29 protein-coding genes and 1 tRNA gene are annotated in these 24,546 nt (G+C 58.3%); 9 read left to right on the top strand and 21 right to left on the bottom strand.

All coding sequences use genetic code 11. The features are described from left to right. Window positions 1–7 precede the first annotated feature (7 nt). Window positions 8–385: a hypothetical protein gene (locus tag ACA060_RS18715; RefSeq protein WP_497312422.1), complete on the bottom strand. Its 378-nt coding sequence runs from the start codon at window positions 383–385 to the stop codon at window positions 8–10. A gap of 47 nt (window positions 386–432) precedes the next feature. Between ACA060_RS18715 and ACA060_RS18720 the strand changes: the two genes are divergently transcribed. Next, complete coding sequence (locus ACA060_RS18720; protein WP_497312424.1) at window positions 433–2,478, top strand: DNA cytosine methyltransferase; 2,046 nt, start codon at window positions 433–435, stop codon at window positions 2,476–2,478. A 325-nt stretch (window positions 2,479–2,803) separates the two neighbouring features. Beyond that, window positions 2,804–3,427, top strand: coding sequence for a hypothetical protein (locus tag ACA060_RS18725; RefSeq protein WP_497312425.1), 624 nt, complete (start codon window positions 2,804–2,806; stop codon window positions 3,425–3,427). 369 nt (window positions 3,428–3,796) lie between these two features. Here the strand turns inward: ACA060_RS18725 and ACA060_RS18730 are convergent, their stop codons facing one another. Beyond that, window positions 3,797–4,018 carry a hypothetical protein gene (locus ACA060_RS18730; RefSeq protein ID WP_497312427.1) on the bottom strand — a complete coding sequence of 74 codons (222 nt, stop codon included), beginning with the start codon at window positions 4,016–4,018 and terminating at the stop codon, window positions 3,797–3,799. A 238-nt stretch (window positions 4,019–4,256) separates the two neighbouring features. Between ACA060_RS18730 and ACA060_RS18735 the strand changes: the two genes are divergently transcribed. The 4 genes from ACA060_RS18735 to ACA060_RS18750 all read left to right on the top strand — a co-directional run bounded on the left by ACA060_RS18735 (window position 4,257) and on the right by ACA060_RS18750 (window position 6,905). Next, window positions 4,257–4,409, top strand: a complete 153-nt coding sequence (locus ACA060_RS18735) for a hypothetical protein (protein ID WP_497312429.1) — start codon at window positions 4,257–4,259, stop codon at window positions 4,407–4,409. Next, window positions 4,406–4,807 carry a hypothetical protein gene (locus ACA060_RS18740; protein WP_497312430.1) on the top strand — a complete coding sequence of 134 codons (402 nt, stop codon included), beginning with the start codon at window positions 4,406–4,408 and terminating at the stop codon, window positions 4,805–4,807. The genes ACA060_RS18735 and ACA060_RS18740 overlap by 4 nt, the downstream gene beginning before the upstream one ends. A gap of 773 nt (window positions 4,808–5,580) precedes the next feature. Further along, window positions 5,581–5,793 (top strand): hypothetical protein, encoded by a 213-nt coding sequence (locus tag ACA060_RS18745; protein WP_045060620.1) that lies wholly within the window; start codon window positions 5,581–5,583, stop codon window positions 5,791–5,793. Next, the gene (locus ACA060_RS18750; protein WP_497318303.1) at window positions 5,793–6,905 is read left to right on the top strand and encodes a phage integrase Arm DNA-binding domain-containing protein; all 1,113 of its coding nucleotides are present in this window, start codon (window positions 5,793–5,795) and stop codon (window positions 6,903–6,905) included. Before ACA060_RS18745 ends, ACA060_RS18750 begins: the two co-directional genes overlap by 1 nt. 89 nt (window positions 6,906–6,994) lie before the next feature. Here the strand turns inward: ACA060_RS18750 and ACA060_RS18755 are convergent. The 9 genes from ACA060_RS18755 to thrS form a co-directional block, all read right to left on the bottom strand. Further along, window positions 6,995–7,071, bottom strand: a tRNA-Pro gene (locus tag ACA060_RS18755). A gap of 89 nt (window positions 7,072–7,160) precedes the next feature. Beyond that, a complete protein-coding gene (locus ACA060_RS18760; RefSeq protein WP_003179985.1) occupies window positions 7,161–7,517 on the bottom strand; it encodes a MerR family transcriptional regulator in 357 nt (118 codons plus the stop codon). Continuing rightward, window positions 7,498–7,800: an integration host factor subunit alpha gene (gene ihfA, locus ACA060_RS18765; protein ID WP_002553164.1), complete on the bottom strand. Its 303-nt coding sequence runs from the start codon at window positions 7,798–7,800 to the stop codon at window positions 7,498–7,500. The genes ACA060_RS18760 and ihfA overlap by 20 nt, the downstream gene beginning before the upstream one ends. A 3-nt stretch (window positions 7,801–7,803) precedes the next feature. After that, window positions 7,804–10,185: a phenylalanine--tRNA ligase subunit beta gene (pheT, locus tag ACA060_RS18770; RefSeq protein ID WP_497312432.1), complete on the bottom strand. Its 2,382-nt coding sequence runs from the start codon at window positions 10,183–10,185 to the stop codon at window positions 7,804–7,806. A 26-nt stretch (window positions 10,186–10,211) separates the two neighbouring features. Continuing rightward, on the bottom strand, window positions 10,212–11,228 hold the full coding sequence (gene pheS, locus ACA060_RS18775; protein WP_007905876.1) for a phenylalanine--tRNA ligase subunit alpha: 1,017 nt from the start codon (window positions 11,226–11,228) through the stop codon (window positions 10,212–10,214). A 109-nt stretch (window positions 11,229–11,337) separates the two neighbouring features. After that, window positions 11,338–11,694 (bottom strand): 50S ribosomal protein L20, encoded by a 357-nt coding sequence (gene rplT, locus ACA060_RS18780; protein ID WP_007905879.1) that lies wholly within the window; start codon window positions 11,692–11,694, stop codon window positions 11,338–11,340. Between the two features lie 28 nt (window positions 11,695–11,722). Further along, the gene (gene rpmI / locus ACA060_RS18785; RefSeq protein ID WP_002553160.1) at window positions 11,723–11,917 is read right to left on the bottom strand and encodes a 50S ribosomal protein L35; all 195 of its coding nucleotides are present in this window, start codon (window positions 11,915–11,917) and stop codon (window positions 11,723–11,725) included. A gap of 60 nt (window positions 11,918–11,977) precedes the next feature. Further along, the gene (gene infC, locus ACA060_RS18790; RefSeq protein WP_169857083.1) at window positions 11,978–12,529 is read right to left on the bottom strand and encodes a translation initiation factor IF-3; all 552 of its coding nucleotides are present in this window, start codon (window positions 12,527–12,529) and stop codon (window positions 11,978–11,980) included. Beyond that, window positions 12,529–14,451 carry a threonine--tRNA ligase gene (gene thrS / locus ACA060_RS18795; protein WP_010455934.1) on the bottom strand — a complete coding sequence of 641 codons (1,923 nt, stop codon included), beginning with the start codon at window positions 14,449–14,451 and terminating at the stop codon, window positions 12,529–12,531. Before thrS ends, infC begins: the two co-directional genes overlap by 1 nt. 373 nt (window positions 14,452–14,824) lie before the next feature. Between thrS and ACA060_RS18800 the strand changes: the two genes are divergently transcribed. Both ACA060_RS18800 and ACA060_RS18805 read left to right on the top strand, forming a co-directional pair. Next, window positions 14,825–15,127, top strand: a complete 303-nt coding sequence (locus ACA060_RS18800; protein WP_497312434.1) for a hypothetical protein — start codon at window positions 14,825–14,827, stop codon at window positions 15,125–15,127. 290 nt (window positions 15,128–15,417) lie between these two features. Continuing rightward, window positions 15,418–15,630 (top strand): cold-shock protein, encoded by a 213-nt coding sequence (locus ACA060_RS18805; RefSeq protein ID WP_007905882.1) that lies wholly within the window; start codon window positions 15,418–15,420, stop codon window positions 15,628–15,630. A 72-nt stretch (window positions 15,631–15,702) separates the two neighbouring features. On the opposite strand, the gene ACA060_RS18810 is transcribed toward ACA060_RS18805, so the two are convergent. Both ACA060_RS18810 and ACA060_RS18815 read right to left on the bottom strand, forming a co-directional pair. Beyond that, window positions 15,703–16,023 (bottom strand): I78 family peptidase inhibitor, encoded by a 321-nt coding sequence (locus tag ACA060_RS18810; RefSeq protein ID WP_497312436.1) that lies wholly within the window; start codon window positions 16,021–16,023, stop codon window positions 15,703–15,705. 167 nt (window positions 16,024–16,190) lie between these two features. After that, window positions 16,191–16,496 (bottom strand): hypothetical protein, encoded by a 306-nt coding sequence (locus ACA060_RS18815; RefSeq protein ID WP_497312437.1) that lies wholly within the window; start codon window positions 16,494–16,496, stop codon window positions 16,191–16,193. 132 nt (window positions 16,497–16,628) lie between these two features. Here ACA060_RS18815 and ACA060_RS18820 point away from each other — a divergent pair, with 132 nt between their 5' ends. After that, entirely contained in the window at window positions 16,629–16,841 is a 213-nt protein-coding gene (locus ACA060_RS18820; protein WP_497312439.1) for a hypothetical protein, read from the top strand. Between the two features lie 32 nt (window positions 16,842–16,873). Here the strand turns inward: ACA060_RS18820 and ACA060_RS18825 are convergent, their stop codons facing one another. The 8 genes from ACA060_RS18825 to ACA060_RS18860 all read right to left on the bottom strand — a co-directional run bounded on the left by ACA060_RS18825 (window position 16,874) and on the right by ACA060_RS18860 (window position 24,475). After that, entirely contained in the window at window positions 16,874–17,902 is a 1,029-nt protein-coding gene (locus ACA060_RS18825) for a nucleoside hydrolase (RefSeq protein WP_497312441.1), read from the bottom strand. Window positions 17,903–17,946: 44 nt separating this feature from the next. Beyond that, window positions 17,947–18,351, bottom strand: coding sequence for a D-ribose pyranase (rbsD, locus tag ACA060_RS18830; RefSeq protein ID WP_109633142.1), 405 nt, complete (start codon window positions 18,349–18,351; stop codon window positions 17,947–17,949). Then, complete coding sequence (rbsK, locus tag ACA060_RS18835; protein ID WP_497312444.1) at window positions 18,348–19,265, bottom strand: ribokinase; 918 nt, start codon at window positions 19,263–19,265, stop codon at window positions 18,348–18,350. The genes rbsD and rbsK overlap by 4 nt, the downstream gene beginning before the upstream one ends. A 21-nt stretch (window positions 19,266–19,286) precedes the next feature. After that, a complete protein-coding gene (locus ACA060_RS18840) occupies window positions 19,287–20,306 on the bottom strand; it encodes a LacI family DNA-binding transcriptional regulator (RefSeq protein ID WP_109633146.1) in 1,020 nt (339 codons plus the stop codon). Between the two features lie 3 nt (window positions 20,307–20,309). Continuing rightward, entirely contained in the window at window positions 20,310–21,287 is a 978-nt protein-coding gene (locus ACA060_RS18845; RefSeq protein ID WP_497312446.1) for an ABC transporter permease, read from the bottom strand. Next, window positions 21,284–22,837, bottom strand: coding sequence for a sugar ABC transporter ATP-binding protein (locus ACA060_RS18850; RefSeq protein ID WP_497312448.1), 1,554 nt, complete (start codon window positions 22,835–22,837; stop codon window positions 21,284–21,286). Before ACA060_RS18850 ends, ACA060_RS18845 begins: the two co-directional genes overlap by 4 nt. A 55-nt stretch (window positions 22,838–22,892) precedes the next feature. Continuing rightward, on the bottom strand, window positions 22,893–23,849 hold the full coding sequence (locus ACA060_RS18855; protein ID WP_403106805.1) for a sugar ABC transporter substrate-binding protein: 957 nt from the start codon (window positions 23,847–23,849) through the stop codon (window positions 22,893–22,895). Window positions 23,850–24,037: 188 nt separating this feature from the next. Continuing rightward, the gene (locus ACA060_RS18860; RefSeq protein ID WP_497312450.1) at window positions 24,038–24,475 is read right to left on the bottom strand and encodes a hypothetical protein; all 438 of its coding nucleotides are present in this window, start codon (window positions 24,473–24,475) and stop codon (window positions 24,038–24,040) included. Window positions 24,476–24,546 lie beyond the last annotated feature (71 nt).

Below are 24,546 nucleotides of genomic sequence, written 5' to 3' on the forward strand. Positions count from 1 at the left end.
GCCCGATCTACTGCGGCGCAAACTTGAATGGCAGATCTCCGTAAGCCCAGATCAGCGTGCCAGTAACCACCAATATAAAAATCACCAAGTCAGCCTTATCGAACTTGGGAATAAATTTTTGCCGCTGCTCATTCAAACCTTTCCAGCCAAAGCCAGGCGGTGTAATTGAAAGCTTTGCCCTAACTGCCACAGCTTCTGCCAGAAGAGCAAAAACGGTGGTTATCGCACCGCTCCGGCTAAACCAGCCTCCGAGATCAACATCTCGCAGGATTGGATGAGGAGCTAACAATGAAACGATCGGAGCAAGAATCGCGAACGCGATTAGCCCCCAAGCGACGTTCACACTGCGTTGCAAATCCGTATCCGTCGGCTGTTTGAACGACATTCCCGTTGACCTCAATCAAAAGCCAAATATACCGGCAAGGATCCCCTATGTCCGCACAACAGAAGAAACACCCCTTCGATTTCAAAACTCAATACGGACTCGGCTTCAGCACTCAGGACGATGAGATCGTTGTCGACTTCTTCTGTGGTGGTGGCGGCGCCGGCACCGGGCTTGAGATGGGCCTGGGCCGCGCGGTGAATGTCGCGAAGAACCACAGCCCTCAAGCGATCAGCATGCACACCGTCAACCACCCGGGCGCCGTGCATTACACCACCGACGTGTTCGCCGGTGATCCGGATACGGAATGCGGGGGCAAGGCCGTCGGCTGGTTCCACATGTCGCCGGACTGCACGCACCACAGCCAGGCCGCTGGCGGTCAGCCGCGCAAGCGTGAGATTAGGAACCTGTCGTGGATCGGCCTGAAGTGGGCCGGAAAGAAGAAACCCCGCGTCATTAGCTTGGAGAACGTGAAACAGATCCTCCAGTGGGGGCCGCTGATTGCCAAGCGCTGCAAGGCAACTGGCCGCGTAATGAAGCTGGGCGGCGCCATTGCCGAGCCGGGCGAAGTCGTCCCGGTCCACCAGCAGTTCCTGGTGCCCGACCCGAAGCGGCGCGGCCAGACCTGGGCGACCTTTGTCGCCGAGCTGCAGCACCTAGGCTATGTCGTCGAATGGCGCGTCATCAAAGCCTGCGACTTCGGCGCGCCTACAAGCCGCGAACGCCTCTTCATGATTGCCCGATGTGACGGTGAGCCGATTGTCTGGCCAGCCCCGACGCACGCCAAGCATCCGGTTAAGGGCCAACAGAAGTGGCGCACCGCCGCCGAGTGCATCGACTGGACCATCCCGAGCAAAAGCATCTTCGACCGTCCGAAGCCATTGGCACCAGCCACCCTTCGCCGAATCGCCAAGGGCATGAAGAAGTTCGTCATCGATGCCGCTGACCCGTTCATCGTACCGATTGCGAACTGGTCCGGCGAAAGCGTGCAGTCAGCGCACGACCCGCTCCGCACTGTCACCTCTTGGCCGCGCGGTGGTTCGTTCGCCTTGGCCAGCCCAATCATCGCGCCAGCCACGCACCAAGGTAGCGACCGGATTAACGACCCGCACGCACCGCTGCCGACAGTAACCTGCGCCAACCGCGGTGAACTGACGCTGATCAGCCCGGTGCTGGTCGGGGCTGGCGGGCCAGAGTACAGCGGAAAGCCAGCGACAACAGATCAGCCGGCCGGCACGCTGATGACCCAAAACCACCGTGCGATCGCCTCGGCGCATCTGGTGAAGTTCCGGTTTGAGGACGCCGGCAAGGCGCTCGACGAGCCACTGCCAACCATCACCAGCGGCGGCAACTACCAGCGCCCTGCCGGGGCCGCCCACGCCATGGGAATATCGACGGTGTTCATGGCCCAGATGAACGGCGGATTCAACACCACCGACGCCAAGAGCATCGAAGACCCGATGACCACGGTGACCAACACCGGCAGCCAGCAGCAACTGGTGACCGCCAACCTGATGCACCTACGCGGCAACTGCGATGCCCGAGATGCGGCCGATCCGCTGCACACCATCAGCGCCGGTGGCACCCACCACGGACTGGTCACCGCATTCATGGAGCGTCAGTTCGGCGCCAGCGTTGGCCAGGCGGTGGATGAGCCAGCACCAACCATCACGGCAGGCGGTGGCGGAAAGAGCTCGTTGGTTGAGTTCCAGCTTTCGCCGGAGGTTGAAGCCGGTGCACTGCGCGTCGCGGCATTCCTGATCAGCTACTACGGAACCGAGAACATGAGCGCCGCCAACGCACCAGCGCCAACGATCACTACCAAGGATCGACTCGGCCTGGTCACCGTGACCATCAAGGGCACGCCTTACGTGATCGTCGACATCTGCCTGCGAATGCTTCAACCAGCCGAGCTGTACAAGGCTCAGGGCTTCCCCGCCGACTACATCATTAGCCACGGCGCCGACGGCAAGCCGTTCACCAAGACTCAGCAAGTCCACATGTGCGGCAACAGCGTCAGCCCACCGCCGATGGCAGCACTGGCACGGGCCAACGACCCATGGCGCGCAGTTGAGCGCCAAGCAGTGGCCGCTTAAACGTTGATAAGGCGAGCGGCCTGGTGCGAATCGATGGTTGGAATCGTTCCAGAGCCTTGGTGTTGCTCTATCCACTTCCGAGTCAGCTCTACGTCAAAGCGCCAGCCATGGGCATGCATTAGCACAAGCGCCGTACCAGAGATTCGATAGTGCCCGCAATTCGGACAAACTCTTTCCTCGTAGTCCCCACCCGGATCTACATCCTTTGCTGGCTCGTCGCAAATCAAGCAAGTCATGAACTTCCCCTTTTGACTAATCGCTCAACTGTAGCCGAGATCCCAACCAACACTCCACCGCCCGGGCATGACCCGGAATAGGACGCCCCATGCCCACAGAAAACAAAATAGCTGAGCCGGCACCGAGCCTGGCGACCGGCCACTACCTCGACGCCGCGACCTGGGCCGACTTCGTCCAGCGCCTGCGCCATGATTGCAAGGGGAAGCGGGTCCACGATCATTGCACTGCTGATGCCATCTTCATTGTCGAGGCCCGCCGCATCGTCTCCGGGCTGGACATGGATTACACCGATAAGCGCTTGGTGTATTGGGACAGCGGCGAGTCGGTAGCCTACTCGGTCAAAGAGTACTGGGACGGTCTGTCCAGCTACGAGAAAAGCAAGCTCAACAAAAAGATGCAGGCCTGGTCGGAATGCCAGTTCATGAAAGCCGGCGAAGACGATCAGTGGTACGTGCTCGGCGAGCTGGCGGAGCACTCGGTCACCGGCTGGGACGATCGCTGGGAATACGTCAACGCCCACTTCACCCACACTGCCGCCGAAGCATTCATCAAGCGCAAGAAGCACGACTACCGCGATGGCATGCGGGTCTACGTCGAATCGCAGTACTACGCCTGGGAGTTCAACGCCATCAAGGAAGCGATCCTCGACGGCACGCTGACCTACACGCCGAAGGTGGCCGCATCAAGCGCATCGACCTCAGCGAGCCAATAAAGAAACGTTGTAGTCGTAGGTCGATATCAACGGCATTGCCCCGCCGTGCCGAGCCGTCTTGAGCCATTGCCTTGTTCGTTCAACGTCGAAGGATTCGTTCTTGAGCCTCGTCTTCGCAACAAGGTTCGCTGAGACCCTAAAGTGTCCACACCCGGCCGAGCATTTGATCTCGGACCAGCATCCTTCCATGTGAACAATTTTAGAAGCAGCCTGACAAATTAAGCATTGCATGTCCGATCTCCATTTCGATGACTTACCTACTGTAGCCCAACATCGGCAACGCCCTACCCGGCCTCAACTAGACGCCCTGCAGGTGCGCCTGAACGTAGCGGCTTAGCGGATTGATGAGCTGAGCGCCAATCTCTGCGCTTATTGTGCTGAGAGCCCTTGCAGTTCAACGGCCTCGAACAGATAACCCTGCAGCTCCCCCATTAATCGGAAGTAATAGAAGCTTGCCTCCGCTTCCGACTTGGTTTCAAAGGCTTCCGCCTCCTCGGGTGTCTTGCAGCGATAACGAAAACCATCGCGGTCTATCGCCTCGCCAAAGAAGGTATCTCCGTCCGGACTTGTAAGCATCACTACCCAAGCCATATCTGCCCGCCTAACCGAATGGAATGAGATGCCATTAGCTTTGCTCCGCAGCGGCCCACAGCCATTGAGGAGCAGAAGCCCTTTGGACGGTTGAGTACCACGTTGCGAGATGATTCATGCCGGCTGACCACCGGTCAGCATTAAATTATCCCCTCCCCCTTCAAAGTCAGCCGCTATAGCGGCAAAGGACAGGTATTGCCCAATGAAAAGAACAGTCGTTCTGACCGGAAAGGCGGTCGTGAATTTTCGAAAGGTGATTGAAGACATCGATGACGATGAGGTCGCGGACTTGTTGGCCAGCCAGGACCTGCGTGAAGCGCAGATTGACGACGGCGACCTGCTCGACATCGAGTGGATTCATGACGATGTCGATATGAAGGTGACGCCATGAGCCGCAGCGGATACAGCGATGATTGTGGTGGATGGGATCTGATCCGCTGGCGGGGAGCCGTGACTTCTGCGTTGAAGGGCAAGCGCGGCCAGACCTTCCTGATCGAGCTGCGCGACGCGATGGATGCAATGCCCGACAAGCGGCTAGTGACAGACACCCTGGAAGCCGACGGTCAGTTCTGCACACTCGGCGTTCTCGGCGCCAAGCGCGGCCTCGACATGGCCGTTATCGACGCTCATTGCCGCGAGAGCGTTTCGCAGGCTTTCGGGATCGCCGAGGCCATGGCCGCCGAAGTCGTGTTCGAGAACGATGAGTGCGGTTGGAACGAAACTCCTGAGCAGCGCTGGCAGCGGATGCGCAAATGGGTCGACTCGAACATCAAGCAGGTGACGCCATGATCATTTTCACAGCGCCAGCCCTCGCCTGGTTCGCCTACGTGTACTGCTACAAGGGGCCGCGGCGATAAACAACCGTTACTACAACTGCCCCTTCCTCTTCGCGTCCGTTAACAGCTCTAACCCAATCATTCGCGCAAGAACTTGGGGGAGCAATGCACCAAGCGAAGCCCATTTCGAGTCGAAGTCACACCCTACATTGATCATGCCCTTTTCCACTGAGTACCAGACTCTGTAGGTCTTCCCTTCGAATTCCAGATCTATCGTCTCACGCATAAAAACATCCTCATAACTTTAGCTCGAATGCAATAACCGTAGACCTTTCCCTTAAATCCACAAAGCCTGCCGGTGTACGGCGGGCGAGGAATCGCTATGTCCGATTTCCAAACGGAATCCACGCCCACCGCTCGGAAGGCTCACAAATGCTGCGAGTGCTATTGCGTCGTTCAACCTGGTCAACAGTACAGCCTTGTCACGGGATGCTGGGACGGCGACATGGATACCTTCAAAACCTGCATGCTCTGCGTTGAGGCGCGCACTTGGGCCACCGCTCAGCCTGAACGGGGCGGCGACGGAGAGCACCTCTATTACTTCGGGCGCCTCGACGAGGACCTAGCCGACCTTGCGCCAGAGATCAGGTCTGGTGACGGCCGGCGATTCCACGCGTATCGGCTGCGGGTGCTCATGAACAGGCGCCGTGAAGCTGGCCGGGCGATCAGAGCCGCAGCATAAATCATTCACCACCTTCTGCCGCCACGCGCGGCATGGAGCACCCAATGAAACGAGAGCTGATAAAAATCAGTGAGTTCCAGCGCCGGCGCTGGGGCGAGAACGGCACCCCGCAATGCCCGCAGGCCATCCGCAACCACATCCGTAACGGCGTGGTGCCCGGCGAGCAGATCGGGAAACTCTGGTACGTTGACTGGACAGCATTCAATCGCTCGGACGGAAACGACTTGGTGGCGATGGTATTGAAAGGAGCTGCATGATGGTCCCACGGCCGCGCAACAAGGCGAACAAGAGCCTCCCGCAGAACCTGTATTTCGATTCGCGGCGCTCGACTTATCGCTACCGGCGGCCAACCGACGGGAAGTGGTTTCAGTTCGGAACCGATCGCATCAAAGCAATCGATGCCGCGAAGCAACTGAATCTGGAATTCATGCGCGGCGCTGACCTGATCGGCGCTGTGATGGGCAACTCAACGGAGTCATTTGCTGGCTTCCTCGATACCTACGAACGCGACGTTCTGCCACCACGAGAGTTGGCCAAAGGTACGCTGGGTCTTTACGCGGTGCACTTCCGGCGTTTCCGCAAGCAGTTCGAGGGCAAGGCCGTCGATCAGATCACCATTCGCATGGTCGCGGAGATGCTCGACGCGCTCACCCCGCGCACGGCGAACCAGTGCCGGGCGCTACTGATCGACATCTTCAATCACGCAGCGTCCAAAGGATTGTGCCCGGACAACCCGGCGGCCAGCACCATCAACCGGATCGAGAAGAAGCAGCGTAAACGCCACACGGTTGAAGGACTGAAAGCCATCCGGGAGAAGTCGCCGGCTTGGCTGCAGAACGCAATCGACCTGGCGTTGATCACCGCCCAGCGACGGACAGACATCCTCGATATGCGTTTTGATGGCAGTCGAGAGGGTTACCTGTACGTGGTGCAGAAGAAGACGGCCAAGGCCAGTGACGCGGCATGGATACGATTTCTGATAACGCCGGAGTTGCAGGCGGTCATCAGCCGATGCCGTGACGATGTCGTCTCGCCCTACCTGGTGCACCGAAAGCCCGAGCGCCGGAAACAGAAACAGGCGCAGACCAAGGATCACTGGACAAAGGTTGAGGAGAGGTATTTGACGCGAGCATTCAAGGAGGCCAGGGAGGCGGCGAACTGCTACGCGGGATGGAAGGAAGAAGAGATGCCGGGCTTCCATGAAGTGCGAGCGCTATCGCTGCACCTGTACAAGAAAGCCGGAAAGGATGGTCAGAAAATTGCCGGCCATGCGAGCGAGGGCATGACCAGAAACTACCAGCGGGACCACGAGGAAATCGTCTGGTCCGAAGCAATTCCGGACCTGAATATCAGCGAAATCACCGGGTAGTTTTGCGCCAGTTTTGCGCGGGTTTTGCGCAGACACAAAAAAGCCGATCTAGCTGATCGGCTTAAGTGTCTGATTTTACTCAGGAATAATGGTCGGGACGGAGTGATTCGAACACTCGACCCCTAGCACCCCATGCTAGTGCGCTACCGGACTGCGCTACGCCCCGACTAGGCGTGAAACTCATCCTTCATCTCGAAGAACGCTCAAGAATATATCGCAAGCTTTTGAAAACTGGAAGTATTCAAACGCAGGAAATTATTTCTTGAGGACAACCAGCACATCTTCCAACTCGGCAATCATCTGCCGAATCATCTGTTTGTATTGGGTGGTGTCGTCTTTGGCTTCGTCACCGGACAAACGCAGACGCGCGCCGCCGATGGTGAACCCTTGATCGTAAAGAAGCGCGCGAATCTGCCGGATCATCAGCACGTCTTGTCGCTGATAATACCGGCGGTTTCCGCGGCGTTTGACGGGGTTGAGTTGAGGAAACTCCTGCTCCCAATAGCGCAGTACGTGCGGTTTTACGGCACACAGCTCGCTGACTTCACCAATGGTGAAGTAGCGTTTGCCTGGGATGACGGGTAGCTCGTCGTTATGACTTGGTTCCAGCATAAGCCTCAACTCGGGCCTTCAACTTCTGCCCTGGACGAAAGGTGACCACACGGCGAGCCGTGATCGGGATTTCTTCACCCGTTTTCGGATTGCGGCCAGGCCGCTGGCGTTTGTCCCGAAGGTCGAAATTGCCGAAACCGGACAATTTGACTTGTTCGTTGTCTTCAAGAGCGTGCCTGATTTCTTCAAAAAACAGTTCGACCAATTCCTTGGCCTCCCGTTTATTCAGGCCCAGCTCTTCATACAGACGTTCCGCCATCTCAGCTTTCGTCAGAGCCCCCATACGTCACTTCCTTAACGTGGCGTTCAACCTTTGTTCGAGCGAGGTGAGGATGTTTTGCGTCGTGGTATTCACCTCATCGTCATTAAGAGTGCGCGATGGATGCTGCCAGGTCAAGCCGACTGCAAGGCTTTTTCTATCAGGATCAATGCCTTTACCCTGATACACGTCAAATAGCCTGAGGTCTGTGAGCCATTCGCCTGCATTTTCACGGATTACGTCCAGTACGGCACTGGCCGCAACGTCCGTGGCCGCAATCAGCGCCAGGTCACGACGCACTTCAGGAAAGCGCGACAACTCCTGGAATTTAGGCATTTTTCCCAATGCCACTTCGGCCAGAACCAGCTCGAAGACGAAAACCGGGCGATCTAGACCGAGGGTTTTCGACAATTCAGGGTGGATAGCGCCGACGAAGCCTACCAAACGACCTTCACGTTCGATGCGCGCGGTTTGACCCGGGTGCAACGCAGGGTGTTTGCCCGGCGCGAACGTGAACGAATCCAGTGCACCGGCAAAGCCCAGCACCGCTTCCACGTCGGCTTTGACGTCGAAGAAATCCACGACATCGCGGCCCTGAGCCCAGCCTTCCGGCAAACGGCTACCGCAAACAACACCCGCAATCATCGGCTCTTGCTTCAGACCATCCAGCTGCCCCACGAAACGCAGGCCGCTTTCGAACAGACGGACGCGATCCTGCTGACGGTTCAGGTTGTGCTGAAGCGCCTTGACCAGACCGGGCCACAGAGACGAGCGCATGGCCGCCATGTCGTTCGAGATCGGGTTGGCCAGCAGCAGCGGCTCGACACCTGGATTAAACAACTCGAATTGTTTCGGATCGATGAAGCTGTAGGTGATCGCTTCCTGATAACCACGTGCTACCAGCAGGCGACGCAGTTCAGGCAGATCGCTACGCGCTTCGGCCTTGGCTTGTGGTGCAAGGCGAGCTTGCGGGTAACGAACCGGCAGACGGTTGTAGCCGTACAGACGGGCCAGCTCTTCGATCAGGTCGACTTCCAGGCTGATGTCGAAACGGTGGCTTGGCACTTCAACGCGCCACTGCCCTGCCCCATCGGCAGAAATCGTCAGGCCCAGGCCGCTGAGCAGACGCTCGACTTCGGCCGACTCCATTTCCATGCCCAGCATCTGAATGATGCGCTGCGCACGCAGGGTGACCGGAGCAATCTTCGGCAGGTGCTGTTCGCTGACGGTTTCGATGATCGGGCCAGCTTCGCCGCCAGTGATTTCCAGCAGCAGGCCAGTGGCGCGCTCCATGGCTTCACGGGCCAGCTGCCAATCGACGCCACGCTCGTAGCGGTGCGAGGCATCGGTGTGCAAGCCGTAGGAACGGGCCTTGCCAGCGACGGCGATTTGATCGAAGAACGCGCTTTCCAGGAATACGTCGCGCGTGGTCGCGGTGTTGACGCCGCTGTGCTCGCCACCCATGACGCCGGCAATTGCCAACGCGCGGGTGTGGTCGGCAATCACCAGCGTATCGCTACGCAGGCTGACTTCCTGACCATCGAGCAGCACCAGCTTCTCGCCTTCTTCGGCCATGCGCACACGGATGCCGCCATTGATTTCGGCGAGATCGAAGGCGTGCAGCGGCTGACCCAGTTCCAGCATCACGTAGTTGGTGATGTCGACAGCCGCATCGATGCTGCGCACGTCGCCACGGCGCAAGCGCTCGACCATCCACAGCGGCGTAGGCTTGGACAGGTCGACGTTACGGATCACACGACCCAGGTAACGCGGGCAAGCGGCAGGCGCCAGCACTTCGATCGAGCGCACTTCGTCGTGCACGGCTGGCACGGCAGGCACCACAGGACGGGTGACTTCAGCGGCATACAGCGCGCCAACTTCACGGGCCAGACCGGCCAGAGACAGGCAGTCGCCGCGGTTCGGGGTCAGGTCGACCTCGATGCTGGCGTCGTCCAGGCTCAGGTACTCACGAATGTCCAGACCGACCGGCGCATCCGCCGGCAATTCCATCAGGCCGTCGTTGCCTTCGCCGACTTGCAGCTCGGCTTGCGAGCACAGCATGCCGTTGGACTCAACGCCACGCAGCTTGGCTTTCTTGATCTTGAAGTCGCCCGGCAGTTCGGCACCGATCATGGCGAACGGGATCTTCAGGCCCGGGCGCACGTTTGGTGCACCGCACACAACCTGAAAGGTCTCCGAGCCATTGCTGACCTGGCAAACACGCAACTTGTCGGCGTCCGGGTGCTGCTCGGTGCTCAGCACCTCGCCCACGACCACGCCACTGAATTCACCGGCGGCCAGCGTAACGCTATCGACCTCAAGACCGGCCATCGACAGACGAGCAACCAGCTCGTCGCGACTTACCTGCGGGCTTACCCAGCCGCGCAGCCATTGTTCACTGAATTTCATCCTGCTCTCCTAAGAATTCGTTACGACTAGCGAAATTGCGCGAGGAACCGCAAGTCGTTGTCGAAGAACAGACGCAAGTCGTTTACGCCGTAACGCAGCATGGCCAGACGCTCAACGCCCATGCCGAAGGCAAAGCCCGAAAACTCTTCCGGGTCGATCCCGGACATGCGCAGCACGTTCGGGTGAACCATGCCGCAGCCCATCACTTCCAGCCAGCCAGTCTGCTTGCAGACGCGACAGCCTTTACCACTGCACATCACGCATTCCATGTCGACTTCAGCGGACGGCTCGGTGAACGGGAAGTACGAAGGACGGAAACGCACGGCCAACTCTTTTTCGAAGAACACGCGCAGGAACTCTTCGATGGTCCCTTTGAGGTCGGCGAAGTTGATATCGCGGTCGACCAGCAGGCCTTCGACCTGGTGGAACATCGGCGAGTGGGTGATATCGGAGTCGCTACGGTACACACGGCCTGGGCAGACGATGCGGATCGGCGGCTGTTTCGATTCCATGGTGCGGACCTGTACCGGCGAGGTATGGGTGCGCAACAACATGTTGGCATTGAAATAGAAGGTGTCATGCATCGACCGGGCCGGGTGATGGCCTGGGATGTTGAGCGCTTCGAAGTTATGGTAATCGTCTTCGACCTCAGGGCCTTCGGCAATGCCGTAGCCAATGTGGGTGAAGAACTGTTCGATACGTTCCAGAGTACGCGTAACCGGATGCAGACCACCCGAGGTCTGGCCGCGGCCAGGCAGGGTCACGTCAATGGACTCGGCAGACAGTTTGGCGGCCAGGTCGGCCTCTTCAAACAGTGCCTTGCGGGCATTGAGAACCTCTGTGACACGCTCCTTGGCAACGTTGATCAGGGCGCCGACTTGCGGACGCTCTTCTGCCGGCAAATTCCCCAGGGTCTTCATCACCTGAGTCAATTCACCCTTCTTGCCAAGGTAGTGAACCCGGATTTGCTCCAGGGCATTGATATCTTCAGCGCTTTGCACAGCCTCTAGTGCTTGAGAGACGAGCGCATCCAGGTTTTCCATGTACAGACTCCAGATACAAAATAGGGGAAGAGCTTGAAGGCTCTTCCCCTATTTATGACGTTTAACACCTGGCCCCACAGAGGTGAGGCCGGGTGACTGTCGGGGGTACTTAAGCCAAGGTGGCTTTAGCTTTCTCGACAATCGCAGCAAACGCCGCTTTTTCGTTCACTGCCAGATCAGCCAGAACCTTACGGTCGATCTCGATGGACGCTTTTTTCAGGCCGGCGATGAAACGGCTGTAGGACAGACCGTTGATACGTGCACCAGCGTTGATACGAGCGATCCACAGAGCGCGGAACTGACGTTTTTTCTGACGACGGTCACGGTAGGCGTATTGGCCTGCCTTGATTACCGCTTGCTTGGCAACACGGAATACGCGCGAGCGAGCGCCGTAGTAGCCTTTAGCAAGTTTCAGAATTTTTTTGTGACGTTTACGGGCAATGACGCCACGCTTTACACGAGCCATGAGTTACTTCCTCTATTCTTGACTAAAATTAACGAAGGCGCAGCATGCGCTCGACTTTTGCCACGTCAGACGGATGCAGCAAGCTGCTACCGCGCAGTTGACGCTTACGCTTGGTCGACATTTTAGTCAGGATGTGGCTCTTGAAAGCGTGCTTGTGCTTGATACCGTTAGCAGTTTTCAGAAACCGCTTAGCAGCACCACTTTTCGTTTTCATTTTTGGCATGTTCGGATACTCCGCATTCAGTTGATAAACATAATCAGAAGGCCTGCCGTGCCCTGATGATTACTTCTTCTTTTTCGGGGCGATGACCATGATCAGCTGGCGTCCTTCCATCTTAGGATGCTGTTCGACCGAACCGTACTCGAGCAAGTCACCTTCAACTCGCTTGAGGAGTTCCATCCCCAGCTCCTGGTGGGCCATCTCACGGCCGCGGAATCGCAAGGATACCTTGGCCCTGTCCCCATCACTCAGGAAACGTACCAGGTTGCGCAGTTTTACCTGGTAATCCCCTTCCTCCGTCCCTGGACGAAACTTGATTTCTTTAACCTGAATCTGCTTCTGGTTTTTCTTGGCCGCGGCAATCTGCTTCTTCTTCTCGAAGATCGATTTGCCGTAGTCCATCAGTTTGCAAACAGGGGGTACTGCATCGGCGGAAATTTCCACCAAATCCAGTTTGGCCTCTTCAGCCTTAAGAAGCGCGTCTTCAATTGACACAATCCCAAGCTGTTCACCTTCAGCCCCAATTAACCGAACCTCGCGTGCCGAGATATTCTCGTTGATCGGGGCTTTCGGTGCAGCTCGTTTATCTTGTCTCATTTCACGCTTAATAGTAATTACTCCGAATCTGGGCGACCACGCCGGGAAACCGCTTGCGCGAGAAACTCAGCGAACTGGGCGACGGGCATCGAGCCCAGGTCAGCACCTTCACGAGTACGCACAGCGACAGTCTGCATCTCGACTTCCCGATCTCCGATAACCAAGAGATAAGGAACCTTGAGCAAAGTATGCTCGCGGATTTTAAAGCCGATCTTTTCATTTCTCAAGTCAGACTTGGCACGAAATCCGCTTTCATTGAGGGTTTTTTCAACCTCGGCGGCAAAATCGGCCTGTTTATCAGTGATATTCATGATCACTGCCTGGGTCGGAGCCAGCCACGCAGGGAATGCACCCTCGTAGTGCTCGATCAGGATTCCGACGAAACGTTCGAAGGATCCGAGGATCGCCCGGTGCAACATAACCGGGTGCTTGCGACTGTTGTCTTCGGAGACGTATTCGGCTCCCAGACGGACAGGCAGGTTAAAATCGAGCTGAAGGGTACCACACTGCCAGACACGGCCGAGGCAATCTTTCAACGAGAACTCGATCTTCGGACCGTAGAACGCCCCCTCGCCCGGCTGCAGATCGTACGGCAAGCCAGCGCTATCAAGGGCTGCAGCCAATGCTGCTTCGGCGCGATCCCACAATTCGTCGGAACCCACGCGTTTTTCCGGACGAGTGGACAGCTTCATTTCGACGTCTTTAAAGCCGAAGTCGGCGTAAACGTCCATGGTCAGCTTGATGAATGCGGCGGATTCGGCTTGCATCTGCTCTTCAGTGCAGAAGATGTGGGCGTCATCCTGAGTGAACGCACGCACGCGCATGATGCCGTGCAGCGCACCCGATGGCTCGTTACGGTGGCAAGCACCGAATTCGGCCAGACGCATCGGCAACTCGCGGTAGCTCTTCAGCCCCTGATTGAACACTTGCACGTGGCAAGGGCAGTTCATTGGCTTGATTGCGTAGTCGCGGTTTTCCGACTGCGTGGTGAACATGTTGTCGGCGTAGTTGGCCCAGTGCCCGGATTTCTCCCACAGACTGCGGTCAACGACTTGCGGAGTCTTGATCTCCAGATAGCCGTTGTCGCGCTGAACCTTGCGCATGTACTGCTCGAGCACCTGATACAAAGTCCAGCCGTTCGGGTGCCAGAACACCATGCCCGGCGACTCTTCCTGGGTGTGGAACAGGCCCAGGCGCTTGCCGATCTTGCGGTGATCGCGCTTTTCAGCTTCTTCGATGCGCTGGATGTAAGCCGCCAGCTGCTTCTTGTCCGCCCATGCGGTGCCGTAAACGCGCTGCAATTGCTCGTTCTTGGCATCGCCACGCCAGTAGGCGCCGGACAGCTTGGTCAGCTTGAAAGATTTCAGGAAGCGCGTGTTCGGCACGTGCGGGCCGCGGCACATGTCGACGTATTCTTCGTGATAGTACAGGCCCATGGCCTGCTCGTTCGGCATGTCCTCGACCAGGCGCAGCTTGTAGTCTTCGCCACGGGCCTTGAACACTTCGATCACTTCGGCGCGCGGAGTGACTTTCTTGATCACGTCGTAATCTTTTTCGATCAGCTGCTGCATGCGCTGTTCGATCGCGGCCAGGTCGTCCGGAGTAAATGGACGCTCGAAGGCGATGTCGTAATAGAAGCCTTCGTCGATGACCGGACCGATGACCATCTTGGCCGTCGGGTACAGCTGCTTGACCGCGTGGCCAACCAGGTGGGCGCAAGAGTGGCGAATGATCTCCAGCCCCTCTTCATCCTTTGGCGTAATGATTTGCAGCGTGGAATCGCTGTCGATGATGTCGCTGGCGTCGACCAGCTTGCCATTGACCTTGCCGGCCACAGTGGCTTTGGCCAGGCCAGCACCAATGGATGCGGCGACCTCGGCTACGGAAACCGGGTGATCGAATGAACGTTGACTGCCGTCGGGAAGAGTAATAGTTGGCATGGCGCCTCCTCTCCTAGTGGTGACCCCTACCAAAGGTCACGTGGGTTGGGATGAGCCAGTACAAGATCCGATCCAGGCCATTCAATGACGAACGCCTGCCTTACAGCGGCAGGAGCCTTGCGGCCAACCGGAAAACCGAACCAGAGTGACTGGGATTCAAATCAGGGTTATTCGCGCATCTGCCGCCACCGGGACTGAAGGTCATCCGGAGCCTGCAAACGCCCGAGCGAGGCATGCTAGCACAGATGAACGGTCGTCGATGCAACGAGGCTTTATGCCGGGGCAAATCATGCAATTTATGCCAGAGTGCTGAACTTGAACCCTGCTTTACCCCTCTAGATAACAAGACATTGACCCACAAGGAGCATCCAGCATGCGTCTGAATCGTTTGTTCGCAGTCGTCGCCCCCATCGTTCTGCTGCTGCCACTGGCCGCCCACGCCGATTGGCCCAAGGGCGAGCGCGATAAATACATGGCTCAATGCACACAGGCTGCAACCCCGCAGATCGGTGCTGCCGCAGCGAAGGCTCACTGCGCTTGCGGTGCTGATGCGATCAAATCGTATCCGGCTGGAGATATCCAGGCATTGATGGACAACAAGGCCAGCCCGGAATTGCAACAGAAAGCACTGGGCCAGATCGCCAAATGCAAGGCCGATGTACCAGCGAAAAAGTGACAAAAAAGTCCTTTTGACTCAGCTTATCGCTGATAAAAAGCGCTGCATTTGAGCTTTTTCGTACGATTTATGCAGGTTTTACAGGTTTTTTTATCGTCTTTACTTTCGGCTGAAAGCCTTGTAAAACGGGGCTTTCAGCTACATCAAGCAGCAAACGGAACGCGACTGTAGGGCAAACAGCACGTCCGGGGGGCTCCCAAAGCGAACATTTCGACTATGATACCCCGGTGTGCCCAGTTGGCCTGAGCAGCACAGCACTACTGAAAATATATGTTTCTTGGAGATACACCATGTCTAATCGCCAAACCGGCACCGTTAAATGGTTCAACGATGAAAAAGGCTTCGGCTTCATCACTCCTCAAGGTGGCGGTGACGACCTGTTCGTACACTTCAAAGCTATCGAAAGCGACGGTTTCAAAAGCCTGAAAGAAGGCCAGACCGTTTCCTTCGTGGCTGAGAAAGGCCAAAAGGGTATGCAAGCTGCACAAGTCCGCGCTGAGTAATTTTCAGCCGCACTAAAAAAACCCCGTCCATGTGACGGGGTTTTTTATGGGCGAAGCAAAAGCCTGTAACGATCAGCCGCAGTTGACGCGGGTGACCACCCGGCTGGCATCGGTATTCAGGTTCAGGCGATCGGAGCGGTATTCCAAGGTCACCATATCGTGAGGCGACAGGAAACGTGCGTTCTGTGCGCCTGCGCGAGTACGCGCCTGCTCCAGCAATGCGGGCGAAGCCGGTTTGCCGATGGCGAATTCGGCAGCCTTTGCCTCACAACGGCTGTGACCTGTGTCAGTCGTCGTTACAGGGTCTGCCGCCGACTCGGAGGACGTGCTGCTGCAACCAGCCAGCAAAGTGACGGCGAACAAAGTACCCAATGACGCGAGCTTCCAAGGCATGAAGCCTCCTTTTTTCCAATAGTTAAACCGAGATCTTGCGACCGCCAATCCGGCATTTGGTTTCAGAGTGAGTGCCATCACCCTGCCCTGAAACCGCACGAGCGGCGAGTTTGCCTGAGCATCGCCCCGTCGTTTATCACTCAATCGTGACTGAATATGAACAGCACTCAATAGACGTCGATGTAATCGTACGGCGGGTTCGGCCAGTTCTCTTTCAGCGCATTGAAGATCTGCATGACCCAGACCTCATCGCTTGCTGCGACCAATCCTACATAGCCGGAGCCCTTCGCCCACGTCTCCAGACGAAACAGTAGCCCGCTGATATCGGTGCCGCCCACAACACCCGATGAAATATAGGCGATGCCGCCCTTGGTCACCCGCAACTGCGTGTGCTCATCATCACTGGCAGAGGCCAGCAGCTGGCGCACCGCGTCAAGGGTCAAGCCGTCGGGCGTGTTCAAATCGATCTGCACAGCGCGGTCCTTGAGAATCCGTCAAAGACCAAGTGTCGCATAGCCCTCCTCTCATGCCTAAGTCGGAGTGCCAAACGCCGCGCAAAATGGTTAACTCGACACTCAGACTTTCCCGACTTCACGAGCGCCATCATGTCCACCATAAGCATCGACGCCAACATCACAGTAAAGTGGCCGCAGGGTCACAGCTCTTACAGCCCGGGCAGCCCGGAAGAGTTCGCAATCATCGGCATCGATCTGTTGGTCAAGGAACTGGGAACTGAAGCGGCGAAGAAATTCATCGCGCAGATATTCGAGAAATACCCCGCCGACTATATGGGCCTGACAGAGATCGAGCGAGTGTAAAACCCGCAGGCTGGCACCTGCGGGCGCATGGTTTACTTCAGACGAGCCAGACGCTGGGTCAGCAGGTCGAAGAACCCCTGGGCGTCGCCGCTTTCAACCCAGAAAGCGTTCTTGGGCGCTTTCAGGCCGTCATACCAGTCGACGATGGTTTGACCGAAGGTCGGGCCTTCGCGGCTATCAACGACCACGTTGACCGAACGACCAGTGAACAACTCAGGCTTGAGCAGGTAGGCGATGACGGTGGCGTCATGCACCGGGCCACCCGGAATACCGTAGTGCTCCATGTCGCCTTTGACGTACTCATTGAGAATATCGCCCACCAGCTTGCTGGCGTTGTTGTTGAGCGCTGCGATCTGCTTCAGGCGCGCCTCACTGGTGAGGATCTTGTGAGTCACGTCCAGCGGCAGATACGTCAGCTTCACGCCGCTTTTGAGTACCACTTCCGCAGCCTGCGGGTCTGCAAACAGGTTGAACTCGGCCACCGGGGTGATGTTGCCGCCGTTGAAATGCGCGCCACCCATGATCACCACTTCCTTGATGCCCTGAACGATTTCAGGTTCCTGAATCAGCGCCAGAGCCAGGTTGGTCTGTGGACCGAGCATGGCGATGGTGATGCTGTGGGGCTTGGCGGCCTTCAAGGTATCGATCAGGTAATTGACCGCATTGCCTTCGGCCAGGCCTTTCTTCGGCTCGTGCACGGTGACGCCCGACAGGCCTTCCTTGCCATGGATGTTCTCGGCATAGATCGGCGTGCGCATCAACGGTTTCGGTGCGCCCGCATAGACCGGCACCTCCTCGCGCCCAGCCCACTCGCGAGCCAATCGTGCGTTTCGCGAAGTCTTATCCAGACGCACGTTGCCGGCGACGGTAGTCAGCGCACGAATGTTCAATTCTTCCGGCGACGCCAACGCGAACAGCAAGGCGACCACGTCATCGGCACCGGGATCGGTGTCGATGATCAAGTCGATCTTTTCCGCCGCCTGGGCGCTCGTTGCAGTAATCAGGGACAAAAGCAGCAGACTCCGGAGCAGGTGGTGCAGTTTCTGAGCATAGCGGTGCATATCGCACTCCTTGTGCGTGGGGGAACAAATCTGAGTACAGGGCGTTAGAACGTCACTCCCGATACCAGCACGATATTGCAGTACGGCGCGCATTCGCCCGTACGAACAATCGCTCGCGCCTGTCGGCTGAGGACTTTGAATTGGTCATGGCTGAGCAGCTCACGCTGGCCCAGCGCGCCTTTGGCATTCAGCTCATCCAGCGAGCTCAAGGCAGGTGGTTGTTTGTCCAGAATCTCCTGCGCCAGCACATGGCGCTCAACCTGCATTTCGCTGAGCACAACCTTCAAGGTGCTGACGAAATCCGGAATACCCTGGGTCAGGGCCAGGTCGATCAGTTCGACGCCCGGCGGAACCGGCAGACCGGCATCGCCGATCACGACCATGTCGCCGTGCCCCAGGGAGGCGATCAGCCGCGACAGTGCAACGTTGAGCAAAGGTGTCTTTTTCATGGTGCTTTGAACGCCTGTACATCGGACAAGGTGGGAATCGAAGGTTGCGCACCGGCACGGGTGACCGACAGCGCCGCAGCGACCTGACCAAAACGGATCGCTTCTGCTTCGGTTTTGCCGGACGCCAGCGCGGCGGCGAAACCACCGACGAAGGTGTCGCCAGCCGCCGTGGTATCAACAGCCTTCACCTTCGGCGCCGGAAAATGTTCGAAGCCACTACCGTTAGCGAACATTGATCCTTGAGCACCCAGAGTGATGATGACCTTCCCGGCGCCCAATGCGATCAAGCGGGTAGCGGCAGTTTCGGCGGTTTCAAGGGAGTCCACCGGCAACCCACTGAGGGCCGAAGCTTCGCTTTCATTGGGGATCAGGTAATCGATCGACGCATACCAATCCGCCGGTAACGGGCGGCTGGCCGGGGCCGGGTTGAGGATGACGATTTTGCCCAGCTCACGGCCGCGCTTGAGGGCATGACCCACCGTGGCATCCGGCACTTCCAGCTGACAAATGATCACGTCCGCCGCCTGCAACACGGCATCGAATTGGTCGATCACTTGCGGCGTCAACGCGCCATTGGCTCCGGCGACGATCACGATTGCGTTCTGGCTGTTGTCATCGACCACAATCAAGGCCACGCCGCTCGAGCCCTCGACAGTGCTGACGGCCTGGCAGTCGATATGCTCGACCAACAGCGCCCCGCGCAGTTCTTCGCCATAAGCATCGCTGCCGACACAACCGACCATCGACACCTGCGCCCCCAGGCGCGCCGCGGCGACTGCCTGGTTCGCGCCCTTGCCGCCGGACACCGTGGCAAACGACTCGCCGATCAGCGTCTCACCGCCACGGGGCAACCGTGGAGCCCGGGTCACCAGGTCCATGTTCAGGCTGCCTATCACCACTACTTTTGCTGGCATACATCACTCGTCAATTCGGTTTCAGCGGTATTCGTCGAACACACCGGCGAGCGGCGCAGTCGATTCTCGCAGGACAATACTGGGCGTCACGATTCGTTGATCGGTGGCCATGTGGGGTGTTGCGATCCGTCGTAGCAGAACCTCGGCCGCCATCTCACCCAGCTGCAGGATCGACTGGCCCACGGTGGTCAGCGCCGGATAGACATAACGGCTCATCTGGATATCGTCGAAGCCGATCACCGACAGTTCGGTCGGCACACGCACGTTGCGTTCAGCCGCCGCTCGCAGCACGCCGATGCCGATCATGTCGTTGCCGGCGAAGATCGCGCTGGGCGGGTTCTTTTCCAACAGAATCGCGGCGGCGTTGTAACCGCCCGTGCTGGTGAAGTCACTTTCCAGCATGCGCTCGCGATGCACTTCCACCCCCGCCTCTTTCAAGGCACGGCAATAACCGGCCAGACGCATCTGCGCCACGCTGGTACCGGCCGGTCCGCCAATGGTGGCGATGTCCCGGTGGCCAAGTTCGAGCAGATGCCGGGTGGCCAGATAAGCGCCGTATTCGTGATCGATACGCACCAGGTCGGCGTTCACACCTTCCAGACCGCGGTCGACGATCACCATCGGCGTGCGCACGCCAGCAAGACCTTCTGCCAGCCCCGCGTCGCCACCGGCCGAGGCAACGATCAGCCCGTCGATACGTTTTTCCAGCAGCACACGCAGGTAACTGCGCTGTTTGTCCGGGTTGTCGTCGGAGTTGCAGAGGATCACGCAATAGCCGTTGCGCTCGCAGTAATCCTCGATGCCGCGCGCCAGTTCGGCGAAGTACGGGTTGAGGCTGTTAGGCACCAGCAACCCGATGGTCGCCGTGGTCTTGGCTTTCAATGAACGGGCCACGGCGCTCGGCACGTAGTCCAGGGTCTTGATCGCCGCCTCGACCTTGATCCGCACCTCTTCGCTGACCGGCCGGGTCTTGTTCACCACGTGGGAAACCGTGGTGTAGGAAATCCCCGCGAGTGCCGCTACATCCTTGATCGTTGCCATGACTCAGGTCCGCCGGCTTGCGCGCTGACTGCGATAAGTATCCAGCACCACCGCCACCACGATCACTGCGCCGGTGATGATGCGTTTGGTCGGCTCGGTCGCGCCGATCTGCGCCAGGCCCGCCGCCAGTACGGAGATGATCAGAACCCCGAAGAACGTGCTGATCACCGAACCACGGCCGCCCATCAGGCTGGTTCCGCCGATCACCACGGCGGCAATCACTTGCAGCTCCAGGCCGGAGCCCGCATTCGGGTCTGCCGCTTCCAGACGGGAAATCTGGAACAGCGCGGCAATACCGGCCAGCAGCCCCATCAGACTGAACACCAGGATCTTGTAGGGTTTTGGATTGATCCCTGCCAGACGCACCGCTTCTTCGTTGGTGCCGATGCCGATCAGATAGCGACCGAACACAGTGCGGGTCAGCACGGCCTGGGCGATGATGATGATCAGCAAGGCAATGATGAAGGACGGCGAGATGCCAAAGGCAATCGGGTTGGACAGCCAGGCGAAGGCATCACCGATGTAGGCCGTACGCGAACCGGTCATCTGATACGCCACGCCGCGGGCCATTTCCAGCACGCCGAGGGACACGATGAACGACGGAATTCGCCACGCCACGGTGATCGATCCGGTGATGGTCCCGGCCAATGCCGCAATCGCCATTCCGAGCAGCGCTGCCGGCAGGACGCTCCAGCCCCAGCCGAGAATCGCCACGCTGACGGCCGACGCCGCGAGCGCCAGGACCGAGCCGACCGACAGGTCGATACCGCCGATGATCAGCACGAACGTCATGCCGACCGCCAACACCATCAGATCGGGAATCTGGTTGGCCAGGGTGCTGAAGGTGTCGTAAGACAGGAAGTGGCTGCTCAATACCGAGAACAGCGCGATCATCGCCAGCAAGGCACCGGCCAGTCCCAGATAGGTGCCCATGCCGTAGAAATTGCCACTACGTTTGCCGGCAGGAGATGCAGTTTTCATGAAAGATCCCTAGGCGCTGCTTCGTTGAGCAACGCATCACGTTTTTGGTAGCCGGCGAACGCGGCGGCAAGCAAATCATCCTGGGTCCAGCTGTCGCGCTCGAAGGTCTCGATCAGGCGCCCCGCCGACAACACACCGATCCGGTCGCAGATCAGCATCAGTTCACGCAGGTCGCTGGATACCACCACCAGCGCCTTGCCCTGTCGGGTCAGCTCACCGAGCAGTGCATAGATGTCGAACTTGGCGCCGACATCGATGCCGCGGGTCGGCTCATCGAACAGCATCACCGAACAGTCACGCTCCAGCCAACGACCGATCACGACCTTCTGCTGGTTGCCACCCGACAGCTCGGAGACCAGTTGCGTCGGGCTCGAACTGCGGATGCGCATGGCGTCGATCTGACGCTGGGCCAGGGACATTTCGTCAGCGTTGTTGACGATGCCGCCGCTGGAAATCACCGGCATGTTGCCCAGCGCGATGTTAGCGCTGATTGACTGCGTCAGTAGCAGGCCTTCGCCTTTGCGGTCCTCGGTGATCAGGGCGATGCCGTGACCGACCGCATCGGCCGGCGAACGAATGCTCACCACCTTGGCCGGCGAACCCAGTGCGACGGTGCCGCTGTCCGCGGTGTCGGCACCGAAGATCAGACGCAGCAACTCGGTGCGCCCTGCCCCGATCAATCCGGAAATCCCGTAAATCTCGCCGGCGCGGACTTCGAAGGACACATCGCGAATCTTGTCGGAGCGGGTCAGGCCTTTGACCGTCAACGCGGGAGCGCCAATCTTGCGCGGCCCCAGATCGATGTGTTCGCCGAGTTCGCGGCCGACCATCAAAGTGACCAGTTGCTCGCTGTTGTAATTGGCCATCGGCTCGACGCAAACCAGGTTGCCGTCGCGCAATACCGCAATGCGCTGGGCGACCCGTGCCAGTTCTTCGAGGCGGTGGGAAATGTAGATGATCGACACGCCGCGCGCTTGCAGGCGGGTGATCTGTTCGAACAGCATCTCGACTTCACGCGCGGTCAACATGGCCGTCGGCTCGTCGAGGATCAGCACATGGCAATCGCCGATCAGGTTGCGCGCGATCTCGACCATTTGTTGATGGCCGATGCCGAGTTCGCCGACCAGGGTGTCCGGGTCGATCGCATCGAGCCCGACCTGGGCCATGGCCTCGATCGCGGCTTTGCGCAGTTGCTTGCGACTGATCCAGCCGCCATTGCTCGGCAGATTGTCGAGAAACAGGTTTTCCGCCACCGACAGGGTCGGCAACAGATTGAGTTCTTGCATGACCATGCGGATGCCCAGGTCTTCAGCCTGGGAGCGGCTGCCGGGGCGGTAGTCCTGCCCCTGGAACTGCATGTGGCCTGTGGTCGGCGTGACCAGTCCGCCAATGATTTTCGACAGCGTGCTTTTGCCGGCGCCATTCTCGCCGGTCAGCGCCAGCACTTCACCGCGCATCAGCGTCAGGTCAATGCCGGTCAGGACAGGTTGGGCGTAGGTCTTGCCGATGCCGCTGACCGAGAGGACAGCGTTCGGGGCGGAAACTGACATAAAACTCTCCATGCGCTCGCCCGGACGGGCGAGCACCGTTGTGTCGCCAGAAGGCTTACTTGGTAACCAGCTCTACCGGAGTTTCGATCACGCCGTTGGCGCCGCTGTCGACCTTCTCGCCCTTGATGATTTTCAGCGCTGTCTCGATACCGAACACGGCTTGCCTGGCGGCAAACTGGTCAGCGGTAGCCAGGACCCGGCCGTCTTTCAACATTGGCTTGATGGCGTTGATGTTGTCGTAACCAACCACTTGCACCTTGCCGGCCTTGCCTGCCGCACGCACGGCGGAAACGGCACCGACGGCCATGCTGTCGTTACCGGCCAGCAGCGCTTTGACTTCCGGGTATTCGCTGAGGATCGAGGCAGCAACCTTGTTGCCCTTGTCGATCTCCCAGTCACCGGATTGCAACGAGACGACCTTGATCTGCGCCGCTTCCATCGCGTCTTTGAAGCCTGCGGTGCGGGCCTGGGCGTTGGTGGTGGTGGACACACCCTCGATGATGCCGACTTCGTCACCGGCCTTCAGTTGCTTGGCCAGGTACTCGCCAACCAAACGCGCACCTTTGCGGTTATCCGGGCCTACGAACGGGACGTTGATGTTCTTGCTTTTGACCACGGCCGGGTCCAGCTGGTTATCGATGTTGATCACGGTGATACCGGCATCGATGGCTTTCTTGATCACTGGAACCATGGCCTTGGAGTCGGCCGGCGCGATGACCAGCGCATTGACCTTGGCCAGAATCATTTGCTCGACGATACGCGTCTGCCCAGCGGTATCCGTTTCGTCCTTGATGCCGTTGGAGATCAGTTCGAAATCGCCGGAATGGTCTTTTTGATACGCCTTGGCGCCATCTTCCATGGTCAGGAAGAACTCGTTGGCCAGGGATTTCATGACCAGCGCGACTTTGGGCTTTTCAGGAGTCTCGGCGAAAGCCGAAGAGACAGGCAGCGCAGCGGATGCAGCGGCCAGCATAGCGACAGCAAGAAGACGTCCAGCGAATGGCAGCTTCATGGGTTCACTCCGATCTTATGATTATTGTGAGCAACGCTTGCGCTGGCGTAAGCTTCATTGCGTCCGTCAATGGACCGAGCCATCAAGAACGGCGCGCAAACGTTTGCGTAGACCGAACTATGCGAACCCTGCCGGGATTTGTCAACGACCTGTTTTGTGTCTCTGTTGGCAAAAACCAACCCTGCCCATTACGCGGTCGTGCTGACCAGCGCGCCAGTGCTGGAGTCCTTGGCCAGTTCTTTCACCAGATTGCCCGTCACCTGGGCCAACGCGCCATTGGTCTCGGCGATCTGCCCCTGGATCGACATGACAGCGGTGGCTTTGGCTTCCTCGGTTGGATAAGTCGCTGCCTGAGCGGCCGCCAATTGCTGCTGTTGTTCGCGCAATTGCTGTTGCAGTTCCTGCATGCGCTTGAGCAGCACCTGCACCGCAATACTTTGGCTGCTTTTGGTCTCGGATTTGCTTTCGCTCTGAGCAGCACCACCGGTTCTGACCTGATTCTCTTCTTTTCCCGTCAGTTGAGTCGACGCTTCTTCAGTCGCTTCGCTCAAGGCATTGATCGTTGACGGAGTCTTGCCACCGATGGTGATTGCGCTCGCATTTGGAAAACCGACAGAAAAAGACATGTGAACTCCCGAAAAAAATCCTTAAAGGGGCATCGACCTGTGCGCGGGTTTCTTTAGCACTGATTTTCTTT

The sequence above is a fragment of the Pseudomonas sp. LBUM1671 genome, assembly GCF_059695685.1.